This is a genomic window from Streptomyces sp. NPDC047002 (genome assembly GCF_040704505.1).
GTDB lineage: Bacteria > Actinomycetota > Actinomycetes > Streptomycetales > Streptomycetaceae > Streptomyces.
Genome location: NZ_JBEYWC010000011.1, coordinates 76,643 through 89,155, shown reverse-complemented (window position 1 = coordinate 89,155; position 12,513 = coordinate 76,643). Strand labels below are relative to the sequence as shown.

12 protein-coding genes are annotated in these 12,513 nt (G+C 75.3%); 5 read left to right on the top strand and 7 right to left on the bottom strand.

Features of this window, described 5'->3' with window-relative positions:
• The first annotated feature begins 70 nt into the window (after positions 1 to 70).
• The gene (locus AB0910_RS13455; protein WP_366744713.1) at positions 71 to 1,381 is read left to right on the top strand and encodes a cation:proton antiporter; all 1,311 of its coding nucleotides are present in this window, start codon (positions 71 to 73) and stop codon (positions 1,379 to 1,381) included.
• A gap of 74 nt (positions 1,382 to 1,455) precedes the next feature.
• Here AB0910_RS13455 and AB0910_RS13450 read toward each other — a convergent pair whose 3' ends face one another.
• The 3 genes from AB0910_RS13450 to AB0910_RS13440 form a co-directional block, all read right to left on the bottom strand.
• Positions 1,456 to 2,568, bottom strand: coding sequence for an alkene reductase (locus tag AB0910_RS13450; RefSeq protein ID WP_366744712.1), 1,113 nt, complete (start codon positions 2,566 to 2,568; stop codon positions 1,456 to 1,458).
• Between the two features lie 105 nt (positions 2,569 to 2,673).
• Positions 2,674 to 3,276 carry an NAD(P)-binding domain-containing protein gene (locus tag AB0910_RS13445; protein ID WP_366744711.1) on the bottom strand — a complete coding sequence of 201 codons (603 nt, stop codon included), beginning with the start codon at positions 3,274 to 3,276 and terminating at the stop codon, positions 2,674 to 2,676.
• Entirely contained in the window at positions 3,276 to 4,304 is a 1,029-nt protein-coding gene (locus tag AB0910_RS13440) for a zinc-binding dehydrogenase (protein WP_366744709.1), read from the bottom strand. Before AB0910_RS13440 ends, AB0910_RS13445 begins: the two co-directional genes overlap by 1 nt.
• 106 nt (positions 4,305 to 4,410) lie before the next feature.
• Between AB0910_RS13440 and AB0910_RS13435 the strand changes: the two genes are divergently transcribed.
• On the top strand, positions 4,411 to 5,010 hold the full coding sequence (locus AB0910_RS13435; protein WP_366744708.1) for a TetR family transcriptional regulator: 600 nt from the start codon (positions 4,411 to 4,413) through the stop codon (positions 5,008 to 5,010).
• A gap of 203 nt (positions 5,011 to 5,213) precedes the next feature.
• Here AB0910_RS13435 and AB0910_RS13430 read toward each other — a convergent pair whose 3' ends face one another.
• Positions 5,214 to 5,714, bottom strand: a complete 501-nt coding sequence (locus tag AB0910_RS13430; protein ID WP_366744707.1) for a DinB family protein — start codon at positions 5,712 to 5,714, stop codon at positions 5,214 to 5,216.
• 100 nt (positions 5,715 to 5,814) lie between these two features.
• A complete protein-coding gene (locus tag AB0910_RS13425; RefSeq protein WP_366744706.1) occupies positions 5,815 to 7,260 on the bottom strand; it encodes a hypothetical protein in 1,446 nt (481 codons plus the stop codon).
• 754 nt (positions 7,261 to 8,014) lie between these two features.
• Here AB0910_RS13425 and AB0910_RS13420 point away from each other — a divergent pair.
• From AB0910_RS13420 to AB0910_RS13410, 3 genes are all read left to right on the top strand, one after another.
• Positions 8,015 to 8,905 (top strand): Nif3-like dinuclear metal center hexameric protein, encoded by an 891-nt coding sequence (locus tag AB0910_RS13420; RefSeq protein WP_366744705.1) that lies wholly within the window; start codon positions 8,015 to 8,017, stop codon positions 8,903 to 8,905.
• Positions 8,902 to 9,645, top strand: coding sequence for a C4-type zinc ribbon domain-containing protein (locus AB0910_RS13415; RefSeq protein WP_366744787.1), 744 nt, complete (start codon positions 8,902 to 8,904; stop codon positions 9,643 to 9,645). Before AB0910_RS13420 ends, AB0910_RS13415 begins: the two co-directional genes overlap by 4 nt.
• A gap of 88 nt (positions 9,646 to 9,733) precedes the next feature.
• Positions 9,734 to 10,867, top strand: a complete 1,134-nt coding sequence (locus AB0910_RS13410; RefSeq protein WP_366744704.1) for a bifunctional RNase H/acid phosphatase — start codon at positions 9,734 to 9,736, stop codon at positions 10,865 to 10,867.
• A 49-nt stretch (positions 10,868 to 10,916) separates the two neighbouring features.
• On the opposite strand, the gene eda is transcribed toward AB0910_RS13410, so the two are convergent.
• Both eda and yaaA read right to left on the bottom strand, forming a co-directional pair.
• A complete protein-coding gene (gene eda / locus AB0910_RS13405) occupies positions 10,917 to 11,546 on the bottom strand; it encodes a bifunctional 4-hydroxy-2-oxoglutarate aldolase/2-dehydro-3-deoxy-phosphogluconate aldolase (protein ID WP_366744703.1) in 630 nt (209 codons plus the stop codon).
• 88 nt (positions 11,547 to 11,634) lie between these two features.
• Positions 11,635 to 12,441, bottom strand: a complete 807-nt coding sequence (gene yaaA, locus AB0910_RS13400; protein ID WP_366744786.1) for a peroxide stress protein YaaA — start codon at positions 12,439 to 12,441, stop codon at positions 11,635 to 11,637.
• Positions 12,442 to 12,513: the final 72 nt, after the last annotated feature.

The window sequence follows — 12,513 nt, the reverse complement described above, 5'->3', positions numbered from 1 at the left end:
CCGCTTCGCGGCCTGCCCCGGCCCGTACGGGCCACCCCCCCGACGCCCGCAGCACCGGAAGGTCGTCCCCGTGTCCGCGACAGAGCTCGGCCCCGCCTTCTTCCTCTCCGTCGTCGTCATCCTCCTCGTCTGCCGCGGCGTCGGCCGGCTGCTGCGCCTGGTCGGCCAGCCGCCGGTGGTCGGCGAAATGGTCGCAGGCGTCGTCCTCGGCCCCTCCGTGCTCGGCTATGCCGCGCCCGGCGTCGAACGGCAGCTGTTCCCCGACGACCTCAGGCCCGTCCTGTACGTGGTGGGGCAGGTCGGGCTCGTCGTCTTCATGTTCCTCGCGGGCTACGAGTTCCACACCGACCGGATCAGACGCGTCCTGCGGCCCGCGCTCGCCGTCTCCGCCGCCGGCACCCTCGCACCGCTCGCCCTCGGGATCGGCGTCACGGTGCTGCTGCGCGACACGGACGGCCTGTTCCCGCACGGGGTGCCGCTGACCGTCTCCGCGCTGTTCGTCGGCGTCACCCTCGCCATCACCGCGTTCCCCATGCTGGCCCGCATCATCACGGAACGCGGCCTGACCGGCACCCGGTTCGGCTCCCTCTCGCTGGCCGCAGGCGCCCTCGACGACGCCGTCGCCTGGGTGCTGCTCGCCGGTGTGCTCAGCCTCGCGGACGGCAGCGCCCACTCCTTCCTGCTGGCGCTCGCGGGGACGGCCGGGCTCGTGCTCGCACTCGTCGCCTTCTCCAGGGCGCGCCGCCGCGCGGAGCGGCTCGCGGCCGCCGCGCCGCCCGACACCGTGCTCCTCGCGACCGTCCTGCTGCTGTTCTTCGCCGCCTGGTACACCGACAGGATCGGGCTCTACGCCGTCTTCGGCGCGTTCAGCCTCGGCGTCGTCTTCCCGCGCACCCCGCCCGTGGCGCGGGCCGTCGCGGTCATCGCCCCCGTCAGCCGCATCGTGTTCCTGCCGCTGTTCTTCACGTACTCCGGCCTCAACACCGACATCGGCCTTCTCTCCGACCCCTCCGTCCTCCTCTTCGCCGCCTGCAGTGTGGTCCTCGCCGTCCTCGGCAAGTTCGGCGCCTGCCTGCTCGCCGCCCGCGCCGCGGGGGAGCGCCCTGAGGTCGCGCTGCGCGTGGGCACCCTGATGAACGCGCGCGGCCTGATGCAGCTCATCGCCATCAACGTCGGGCTCGCCGCGGGCATCGCCACGCCCGCCATGTTCACCGTGCTGGTCATGGTCGCGCTCGTCACCACGGTGATGGCGAGCCCCCTGCTGACGCTCTGGGACCGCGTGGACCGCAGGCGCGGCAGGCCGCTCGAAACGGCGGCGCGTGACCCGCTCACCGAACCCGGAGCCCGCGACCCCCGGCCGGTGGAACTCCCGGGCTCCTAGGACGTGTCCCGGCGGCCATGCGAGGAGCCGGATGACGAGAGTCGCCGCGCCGGCGGTGCCGAGGCGGACAAGCTTTAGTCGGCGGTCATCGCGGGGTAGTCCGTGTATCCCTCCTCGCCACCGGCGTAGTACGTGTCGCGGTTGCCCGCGGTAAGGGGGTGGCCGTAAGCGAAGCGGTCGACGAGGTCCGGGTTGGCGATGAAGGGGGCGCCGAAGGAGACCGCGTCGGCGAGGTTCCGTTCGAGCAGGTCGTTGGCGCTCTCCTGGGTGAAGCCGAGGTTGGCGACGACGGCGCCCCGGTAGTGGCTGCGGTAGCGCGTGAAGGCGGTGAGGGTGTCGTCGGCTCCCGTGCCGGGTTCGGGGCCCACAAGATGGAGGTAGGCAAGGCCGCTGTCGCCGAGGCGCTTGAGGAGCTGGTCGTAGTCGGCAAGCAGCTCGGGGCCCGCGGTGAAGGCGGGGCCGCGGTTCCAGTAGGGGGTGAGTCTGACGGCGGTACGGTCGCTGCCCCACACGCCGCTGACAGCGTCCACGATGTCGAGGAGGAACTGGGCCCGCCTCTCCGTGCTGCCGCCGTAGGCGTCGGTGCGCCGGTTGAGGCGGGGGTTGAGGAACTGGGCCACGAGGTGCTGTGCCTGCGCGTGGATCTCCAGACCGTCGAACCCGGCGCGCAGGGCGTTGGCGGCGGCCTGCCGGTAGGTGTCGATGGTGGTGGCGATCTCCGCGGCGGTCAGGGCGCGCGGGGTGAGGGTCTCCTTCGGTCCTTCGCGGGTGAAGGACATCTCCTGCGGGTTGATCGCCGAAGGGCCCGCCGGGAGTGTGCCGCCGAGGTGGTCCGGGTGGGAGACGGCGCCGACGTGGCCGAGCTGCGAGACGATCCGCCCTCCGGCGGCGTGCACGGCTTCGGTGACCCTGGCCCAGCCGTCGGTCTGGGCGTCCGTGTAGATGCCGGGCACGTTGACGAAGCCGATGGCGTCCGTGCTGACCCAGGTGCCCTCGCTGACGATCAGGCCGGCGCCGGCGCGCTGCGCGTAGTAGGCGGCGTGCAGGCCGGTGGGGGCCAGCTCGGCGTTACCGGCACGGGCACGCGTCATGGGGGCCATGACGACGCGGTTGGGCAGGGCGAGCCCGCCCAGTCGGACGGGCCGCAGAAGGGGCTGGGTACCGGATGCCGGGGCATGGTCGGACATGGGGTCTCTCTTTCGTGGCGTGGCGGAAGGCGCTCCCCGGGAAGGCGTGCGGGAGCACGGCGGGCGGGCTCCCCGCGGACCCGAGGGGCACCGACAGGCGGGGGCTCAGTCCTGCTTGAGGACGTGGAGGGCCGACAGGGGGCCGCCGAGCTGCATGAGGCGTCCTCCCTCTCGCAGGGTTCCGAGGTCGACGGGCGCGAAGCCGAAGCCGGCCGTCAGGTCCTGCACGGTGTTCTTGGCGTCGGCGTCGTCACCGGCGAGGAACAGCACCTGCCGCCCGGCCTCGTGGCGAGGGTCGGGGGCGATGAACTGCGCGTAGAGGGTGTTGAAGGCCTTGACCAGGCGCGCCCCGGGGAGCAGGGACGACACGTACTCGCTTCCGGTGAGGTCGCCCAGGTCGGCGATCCTCGGGTTCGGGGGAAAGGAGGCGAACTGGTTGGTGGCGTCGATGACGACGGTGCCGTCCATGCGGGGCAGCGCGGTGACGGCGTCGGGGATCCGCGGCCAGGGGACCGCGAGCAGGACGAGGTCCGCGGCGGCGGCCTCCGCGGGGGTCGCGGCTGTCGCGAGCGCGCCGAGGTCCTCGACCACCGGGGCCAGGGACGCGGGGCCGCGGCTGTTGCTGAGCACGACCTCGTGGCCCTGGCGGATCGCGTGCCGGGCGACGGCCTGGGCGATGATTCCGGCTCCGAGGGTGCCGATCCGCATCAGGCGGCCCTCCGTCCGGAGCCGGTGGACCGCGGCGTGGTGAGCAGGACGGTGCCGCTCTTGGCCGGGCGGCGGGCGTGCTCGACGGCCGCCGTGAAGTCGGCGAGGTCGTAGCGGGCCGCGACCTCGAACAGGTCCGGGGTGCTCTGCGCCAGGTCCAGCGCGAACGCGACGTCCTGGGCACGCTCCTGCGGGGTACGGCTCAGCCACCGCAGCACGTTCACCCCCCGCACCGTCAGCTCCCGCGCGACGAGGGGCAGCGACTCCAGCGAGGTCGTGCCGGAGCCCAGCCGTCCGTAGGAGATCAGGGTGCCGCCGTCGGCGAGCAGTCCGGTGAGGTCCTGGGTCAGGGCGCCGCCGACGCTGTCGAGTACCACGTGCACACCGTGTTCGCCGCCGTGTCCGCGCACTTGGTCCCGCCAGTCGTCGTCGCAGGTGGCGACCGTGGGGAAGGAGGGGTACAGGGTGCGCATCCGCCGGGCGCCCGCGGTGCTGCGCACGAGGTTGATCAGCCGAAGCCCGTGGCGGACCGCGGCCGCGGCGACCAGCCTGCCGAGGGAGGAGCCCGCGGCGGTCTGGAGGACGGGGCCCTTCCGTCCACGCAGGGCGTTCTCCGCCGCGCGGTACAACATGCTCAGCGTCAGCGGGTTGACCAGCATCAGGGCCGCGGTCTCGTCGCTGACACCGTCCGGCACCGGCACCGCGAGACCGGCCGGGACCACGACGGCGTCGCTCCACGTCCCCGGCACCGGGAAGACGGCCACGCGCTGCCCCGGACGCAGGTCGTGGACGTGCGCCCCGGCGCTCTCGACGACGCCCATCCCCTCCACCCCGGGAGTCCTGGCCCGCGCATACTGCTCCGGCGCCCCCCGCACTCCCTCCACACCGACCAGGTCGCCCAGGTGTACGGGCCTGACCAGCATGCGCACCAGAACCTCTCCGGGACCGGGAGCCGGGGGGCTGGGCCTCTCCTCCAGCGTCAGTACCTGTGCGGCTTCTCCCTGCCGGGTGTGCTCCACGGTGCGCATGAGTTCCTCCACATGGCGACGGCGTTATTGATGACGCTCAACATTAATAGTAATGATGAGAGGTAACATCGAAAACGTCAAACACTGCCGACGCGGGAGGGCGGCCATGCCGCGGATCACCAGAGAAGACAAGGCCAGGAACCGGCGGAACATCGTCGAGGCGGCAGGGCGCATGTTCCGCTCGCGGGGCGTCGACGCCGTCGGGATCGCCGACCTGATGAAGGAGGCGGGCCTGACTCACGGCGGCTTCTACAACCACTTCGCGTCCAAGGGCGATCTGGCCGCCGAGGCGTGCAGCGCCTCGTTCGAGGCGTCCCTGGGCGCCCTTGAACAGGCCCGCGAGGAAGGCGCGGGCCCCGCGGGTTCGCCGTTGGAGCGCGTGGTGGACGGCTACCTCTCGGCCGCCCACCGCGACGCCCAGGACGGCGGTTGCCCGTCCGCCTCCCTGGTCGTCGACGCCGGACGGCACAGCGACACCGTCCAGAACGCCTACGCGGGCGGCGTGGAGGGGTATCTCACGGGCTTCGCCGAGGAGTTCGCCCGTGAGCACGAAGGGGAGACCACCTCGGAGGAGGCGCGGAACCGGGCGGTGCTGCTGCTCAGCCGGCTCGTGGGGGCGATGGCACTCGCCCGCGCGGTGCGCCAGGTCCAGCCGGAGCTGTCCGACGAGATTCTGCGGACCTGCCGCGCCCACGCCCTCGACTGACCGGCCGACTCGGGCCCGTACCCCCGCGCCGCCCGTTGCGCCCTCCACCCCCTCGGAGCCCTGCGCCGTCGCACCGGGCGGCGGTGGGGCGCTCGCGCACCGCGCTCACCTCACACCGACTCGGCCGAGCCGCACCGCCACCCCGACAACTCCCGTCATCCGGCTCCGCACATGATGGCCCGGCCTGATCCAAACGAAAGACCCTAGGCGCCGGTGCTGCCGTCGATGCTCTCCCTGACGATGTCCGCGTGGCCGGCGTGCCGGGCGGTCTCCTCGATCATGTGGAGCAGCACCCACCGCAGGTTCCGGTGGGCGAGTTCGGGCCGCGCGCAGGGGGCGTCGAGCGCAAGACCCGCGGTGATCTCCCGCGAGAGGGCCACCTGCTCTGCGTAGAAGGCCGCCCAACGCCCCACCGTGTCGCGCTCGTCGACGCGGAAGTCCTCCTCCTGCCAGCGTGGGATGTCCGCGGGGGACCACGCGCCGCCGAGCGCACGCCCCGCGACGACGGCCTGGAACCACCGGCGCTCCCAGAGCGCGCAGTGCTTGAGCAGACCGAGCAGCGACAGCGAACTCGCCGTCGGCGCCGTACGGGCGTCCGCGTCGGAGACGCCCTCGACCTTGCGGAGCAGGTCGGCGCGCTGCTTGTCGAGGAAGCCGCAGAGAGCTTCCCGCTCGGTGGTGGTCGGGAACTGTTCGGCTGTCATGTCATGGACGCTACCGGACCACGGGGAGCCCCCGACCGGCCGCCGGTCCGCGCCACTCGGCGCGCGACGGCCCGGGCGAGGACCGCCAACTTCGGCCGGACTAGCGGTCCTTCTGGCCTCCTCGCCGCAACGGTGCCTGCTGGAGCGGCGCCTGCTGGAGGGGGACCGGCCGGTACAGGGGAGTGGTGCCCCTCACGCCCCTCGTCTCCCCGCGCGGCGACGGCTGCCTCCCGGCCCCGGTGCCGGCCGAAGCCGGCCCGCCGCTGCGGGCGTCGGCGCGCACGCCCGTACCCGCCGTCCCGCTGCCGGGATCTTCTGCCGGGTGCCCCGTACCCGCCCCGGCGCCCGGCTCCTCGGCCGGGGCCCGTACCTCCGCCACCGCGCAGGGCGCGGCGGGCGTCGCGTACGGCAGCCGCAGCACACCGTCCGCGGTCCACAGGCCCGCCCCGGTGAGCCAGCCGGGCGGCGGCGCCACCAGGTGCAGCGCCCGGTCGGCGGGCCGCCAGAGGCCCACGCACGCGCCACCGGGGCCGTCGACGCGGAAGGCCACGGCGCAGCTCTCCGGTGTGAGCACCTGCCCCGGCTGGGTGGCGAACGGCGTCAGCACGCGTCCTGCGGGCCGCAGGCACTCGGGGAAGCGGACCGGCCGCGTGCTGCCGAGCACGCCCCAGCCGATCCTGTCGTGCCCCGGCGCGTTCGAACGGATCAGCAGCAGCCCGCTGTCCGGGTCGGCGAACAGCAGCCGGTCGTCGCTCTCCTCGGCGATCTCGAGCAGCGGCGACAGCTCGCCGCCGCGCTCCAGGTCGACGGTGACCGTCTTCACCACGCCTCCGGTCTCCCGGTCGAGCGCGAGGAGCCGTCCCGTACGGTCGAGCCACGCGCCGCCCGAGCAGCGGCCGGGCACCCGTGCGACCAGTTCGGGCCCGGACGCGCCGACCCGCCACAGGGCGGTGCCGTCGGGGCCTGGCGCGAGCGCGTGGACCAGGTTCCCGCCCGGCGCGGGCGGCAGCAGCGTGAGGTGGGGGCACTCCACCGCGCCGAGCGGCACCTCGCCGGTGCCAGGTCCGGTCGGATACAGCAGCGAGAAGGCCCAACGCGCCGCCACCCGGCGGCAGATGAGCACGCGCCCGTCCGCCAGCGGCTGCACTTGGCTGTCCGGCTCCTCCGGCTGCCCGAGCGGCAGCGGCACGGCGTACGGCTCGGGCCCGGTGAGCGTCCACCGCTCGGGGAACCACACGGGCGCCGCCCCCGCCCCTTCGAACAGCCGCTCGGGCGCCGCGCCCGCGCTCCCTCCGGGGCGCGCGGCCACCAGCCGCGCGCCGTACGCCCCGTCCGCGCTGACGGCGAGCGCGGCGGGGCGCGCTTCCGCGGCCTCCGCGGCACGCGGCCCGGACGCCGACGCCCCCGCCCCACGGGGCGCGGCATGCGCCGCGACGGCGGGAGATCCGGGGGCATCCGCCCCGGTCGGCGCGCTCCGTACCGGCGCGGCGGGGTCACCCGACGTCGCGGGCGGCACCGGGCGGGGCGCCCGGTCCTGGCGGGCCATGGGGTCCGGGTCGGCCGTCCGTTTTGAACCGGTCGTCCGGCCCGCGCCGGCCGGCGGGGCGCCTGTGCCAGGACCGTTCGGCCCGACCGGGCGGGCCGGCTCGACCTGCTCGGCGGGGCGGGCCGGGCCGGCCTGCCGTACAGCCCGCACCGCCCGGTCCGCGGCCCGTCCGCCAGGCGTCGCGCGGCTCGCGGCCCCGCCCTCCGCGGGGTTCCCGTCCCCACCGGCCCCGGCCTGGGGGTCGCTCCCGGGGTGCGGGCCGGGTCCTGCGGCTCGGCCCGGCTCGGGGCCGTACCCCTCGCCGTACCCCTCCTCGGAGCCGTACCCCTCTTCGAGGCCGGAGGCGGCCGGGGCCTCGGGGCCCCCGGAGCCGGTGGACGCCGGGGCCTGCGGGCCCCCGGGCCCGGTGGCTCCCGGGTGCGGCGAACCGGTTCCTCCGGCCGCGTCGGCCGGCCCCGCGGGCTCCGTGCCGACGGCGAGAGCGGTCATCGGTGTCATCGGTGCGTCACCTCCGGCCACGAAGCTAAGTTCGTACTTCCAGCCGAACAACGAGAGACGACCGTCTTCACACGTACGAGTGGTGATGGGGTGATTTGCCGGGAACCACAGGGACGCCTGTGCTCAGCGGGAACACCGGCCACGGGACCCGCGCCCCGGCGACGCCCCCGCGGCCCGGCCCCCGCCCCGCCCGCGTCAGCCGGTCCCCGCTTCCCCGCGGGGCGTGCGCCGCCCCGCGCCAGGTAGCCTTTCCGGCGTGCCCCGTCTGTCCGAAGTCATCGCCGCGCTCGACGCCCTCTGGCCGCCCGACCTGGCGGAGCAGTGGGACGCGGTCGGGACCGTGTGCGGCGACCCCGACGCCGCCGTCGAGCGCGTGCTCTTCGCCGTCGACCCGGTCCAGGAGATCGTGGACGAGGCCGTCGCGCTCGGCGCGCAGCTGCTGGTCACCCACCACCCGCTCTACCTGCGCGGCACCACCACCGTCGCGGCCGGCACCTTCAAGGGCCGCGTCGTCCACACGCTGATCCGGCAGGGCATCGCCCTGCACGTCGCGCACACCAACGCCGACACCGCGGACCCCGGCGTCTCCGACGCCCTCGCCGACGCCCTCGGCCTGCGCGTCGTGCGCCCGCTCGTGCCCGACCCGCGGGACCCGGCGGGCCGCCGCGGCCTCGGCCGGGTCTGCGAGCTCGACGCCCCGACGTCGCTGCGCCACTTCGCGGCCAGGGCCGCCCACCGCCTGCCCGCCACCGCGCAGGGCATCCGCGTCGCAGGGGACCCCGAGGGCCCGGTGCGCACGGTCGCGGTCAGCGGAGGCTCGGGCGACAGCCTCTTCGCCGAGGCGCGCGCCGCGGGCGTCGACGCCTTCCTCACCGCCGACCTGCGCCACCACCCCGCCTCCGAGGCCACCCAGCACTCCCCGCTCGGCCTGGTGGACGCCGCGCACTGGGCCACCGAGTGGCCCTGGTGCGAGCAGGCCGCCGCCCAGCTCGACGAGATCTCCGACCGCCACGGCTGGGACCTGCGGGTCCATGTCTCCGCGACGGTCACCGACCCCTGGTCGGCACACTTCGCGTCGCAGGCGCGCCCCGTGCCGCCGCCGCCCGCCACCGCCACCGCCACGAACCCACCGGGAGCCCCCAACTGAACGCCGCGCCAGCCGACCAGCTCCGACTCCTCGACGTCCAGGCCCTCGACGTACGGCTGTCGCAGCTCGCCCACCGCCGCTCCGCGCTGCCCGAGCACGCGGAGCTCGAAGCGCTCGCCAAGGACCTCGCGCAACTGCGCGACCTGCTGGTCGCCGCGCAGACGGAGGAGAGCGACACCGCACGCGAGCAGACCAAGGCCGAGCAGGACGTGGACCAGGTGCGCACCCGCGCCGCCCGCGACCAGCAGCGCCTGGACTCCGGCGCCGTGACCTCGCCGAAGGACCTGGAGAACCTCCAGCGCGAGATCGCCTCGCTGGCCCGCCGCCAGAGCGACCTGGAGGACGTCGTCCTCGACGTGATGGAGCGCCGCGAGTCCGCGCAGGGCCGCGTCGCCGAGCTCACCGAGCGGCTCGCCGCCGTGCAGGCCGCCTCCGACCAGGCGGCCGCGCGGCGCGACGAGGCGACCGCGGGCATCGACACCGAGATCGCCGGCGTCCGCAAGGAGCGCGAGGCCGTCGCCGCCTCGGTCCCCGCCGACCTGCTCAAGCTGTACGAGAAGCTGCGCGAGCAGCAGGACGGCGTCGGCGCCGCCCGCCTCTTCCAGCGCAGGTGCGAGGGGTGCAGGCTCGAACTGAACATCACCGAGCTGAACGACGTGCGCGCCGCGGCGCCCGACGCCGTGGTGCGCTGCGAGAACTGCCGCCGCATCCTGGTCCGCACGGCCGAGTCCGGCCTGTAGCGAGACCGGGCGGCGGCGCCGGGGACGGCACGACGGCACGGGGACGGCACAGGGCGACAGCGACGGCACGGGGAGGGTGACGGCAGCGGTGACCGCGTACGACGTGGAGGCGGGCGGCGGCTCGCGGGGCAATCCGGGACCCGCGGGGTACGGCGCCGTCGTCCTCGACCCCGGGACAGGCGAGACGCTCGCCGAGACCGCCGAGTACCTCGGCACCGCCGGCGGCAACGTGGCGGAGTACCGCGGCCTGATCGCGGGGCTGCGCGCCGCGCACGCCCTCGATCCGGCCGCCGAGGTCCGGGTACGGATGGACTCCCGGCTCGTGGTCGAGCAGATGACGGGCGGCTGGCGCGTCCACCACCCCGAGTTGCGCGCCCTCGCCGAAGAGGCGGCCGGGATCTTCCCGCCCGAGCGGGTCGTCTACGTGTGGGTCCCGCGCGAACGCAACCGCCACGCCGCCCGGTTGGCGGACGAGGCGATGGACGCGGGCGCGCGCGGCGAGGCGTGGGACCCCGCCGCGTCCACGGCCGCCGGGTCACCAGCCGCGGCGGCGGGCGCGAGCAGGCCCGCGGTGGGCTGGGGCTCCGCGCCCGACCTGGGCGCGCCCACCACGTTCCTGCTGCTGCGGCACGGTGAGACGGCGCTCACCCCTCAGAAGCGGTTCTCCGGGAGCGGCGGCAGCGACCCCGAACTCTCCGCCGCGGGCCGCAGGCAGGCCGCTGCCGTCGCCACCGCGCTCGCCGCCCGCGGCACCGTGCAGGACATCGTCTCCTCCCCGCTGCGCCGCTGCCGGGAGACCGCGGGCGCCGTCGCCGACCGCCTCGGCCTCGGCGTCACCGTCGAGGACGGCCTGCGCGAGACCGACTTCGGCGCGTGGGAGGGCCTCACCTTCGCCGAGGTGCGGGAACGGTACAGGGACGACCTCGACGCCTGGCTCGCCTCGCCCGGCGCGGCGCCGACCGGCGGCGGCGAGAGCTTCACCGCCGTGGGCGAGCGGGTGGAGGCGGCGCGCCGCCGCCTCGTGGAGCGCCACGCGGGCCGCACGGTCCTCGTCGTCACCCATGTCACGCCCATCAAGACGCTGGTGCGGCTGGCGCTCGGCGCGCCGCCCGAGTCGCTGTTCAGGATGGAGCTCTCGCCCGCCGCCACCTCCGCCGTCGCCTACTACGCGGACGGCAACGCCTCGGTGCGGCTGTTCAACGACACGTCGTACCTGACCTGACCTGACCTGACCTGGTCCGACCTGCACGCCCTCGCCGCCGGGCGGTGCCTCAGGCCCTGCGGCTGTCCTGGAGGGTGGACGCCTCGCGGGCCAGCGCCTCGACCCGGTCCCAGTCGCCCGCCTCGACGGCGTCCTGGGGGACCATCCACGTGCCGCCGACGCAGCTCACGTTCGGCAGCGCGAGGTACCGCGGCGCCGACTCGGCGGTGATGCCGCCGGTCGGGCAGAACCGCGCGCGCGGCAGCGGGCTGGAGAGCGACCTCAGGTACGGGATGCCACCGGCCGCCTCGGCCGGGAAGAACTTCATCTCGGTGACGCCGCGCTCCAGCAGCGCCACCACCTCCGACGTGGTGGACACGCCGGGCAGGAACGGCACGCCCGACGCCTCCATCGCGGCCAGCAGCGTGTCCGTCCAGCCGGGGCTGACCAGGAAGCGGGCGCCTGCGGCGACCGACCGGGTCACCGCGTCGGGCGAGAGCACCGTGCCCGTGCCGACGACGGCGTCGGGCACCTCGGCCGCGATCGCCCGGACGGCGTCGAGGGCGGCCGGCGTACGGAGCGTCACCTCGATCGCCGGCAGCCCGCCGGCGACGAGCGCACGCGCCAGCGGCACGGCGCCCGCGGCGTCCTTCAGCACGACGACGGGGACGACGGGGGCGAGATCGAGCACGGAGGTCATGCCCACATCCTGCCGCGCCCCCGGCGCATCACGCAACGCCCGTTGCATCCACCGCAATCGAGCAGATCAGCGACTTGTCGCTCGCCCTTCAGTGCACGTCCGTCACCACGACGTCGAGCCGCCAGGGCCGTCCGGCCCGCGCGGGCTCCGCGGCCTCGACCGCGTACCCCAGGTCCCGCAGCGCGCCGACCAGCTCGGCGGGCGACCCGGGCGCGGCCCCCGCCGTCAGCAGGTCGCGCAGCAGCCGCCCCTTCGTCGCCTTGTTGAAGTGGCTGACGACGGACCGCTTCTCCTCGCCCGTGCGCTCGTCCACCCGCGCGTGCAGGACGCGCACCGCCGCCGTGCGCGCGGCCAGCTCGCCCTTGGGCTGCCACGCCGCCGCATACGCCGAGGACCGCAGGTCGAGCACCGGTCCTCCGCCGGCGGCCTGGGGCATCACCTCGGCCATCGGGCCGCGCCAGTACGCCCCGAGCGCGCCGATCCCCGGCAGCTTCACCCCCATCGAACAGCGGTACGACGGGATCAGGTCGGCCACCCCCACCGCCCCCCACAGCCCGGAGAAGACCAGCAGGGACGAGGCGGCGAGGCGCGCGGCCGCCGGGTCGAGCGTGCCGAGCCCGAGCGCGTCGTACAGCACGCCGGTGTAGACCTCGCCCGCGGGCCGCGTCCCCGCGCTCCGCAGCGCCGCGTTCTTCGCGACCTCGCCGCGCAGGCCCTCGCTGAGCCCCAGCACCTCGCGCGCCTTGCCCTCGTCGCCGGCGCACAGCTCCACCAGCTCGTCGAGCACGGCAGCGCGCGCCGGCGCGAGCCCCGGCAGCGAGAGCGCCCCCGGATCCAGCGGCGCGCCCTCACCCGGCGCGGCCTTTCCTTCGGACGGCGGCAGCAGCACGAGCACGGCGGTGACTCCTCGGGACGGCGTCGGGTACGGCTTGCGTACGGGCACGGGTTCCGTACGGGGAAGGGGGCG

Bases quoted from the DNA above. Each gene is read 5' to 3' on its own strand.
- AB0910_RS13450 (WP_366744712.1), bottom strand. From the start codon at position 2,568: ATGTCCGACCATGCCCCGGCATCCGGTACCCAGCCCCTTCTGCGGCCC.
- AB0910_RS13445 (WP_366744711.1), bottom strand. From the start codon at position 3,276: ATGCGGATCGGCACCCTCGGAGCCGGAATCATCGCCCAGGCCGTCGCC.
- AB0910_RS13440 (WP_366744709.1), bottom strand. From the start codon at position 4,304: ATGCGCACCGTGGAGCACACCCGGCAGGGAGAAGCCGCACAGGTACTG.
- AB0910_RS13435 (WP_366744708.1), top strand. From the start codon at position 4,411: ATGCCGCGGATCACCAGAGAAGACAAGGCCAGGAACCGGCGGAACATC.
- AB0910_RS13430 (WP_366744707.1), bottom strand. From the start codon at position 5,714: ATGACAGCCGAACAGTTCCCGACCACCACCGAGCGGGAAGCTCTCTGC.
- AB0910_RS13425 (WP_366744706.1), bottom strand. From the start codon at position 7,260: ATGGCCCGCCAGGACCGGGCGCCCCGCCCGGTGCCGCCCGCGACGTCG.
- eda (WP_366744703.1), bottom strand. From the start codon at position 11,546: ATGACCTCCGTGCTCGATCTCGCCCCCGTCGTCCCCGTCGTCGTGCTG.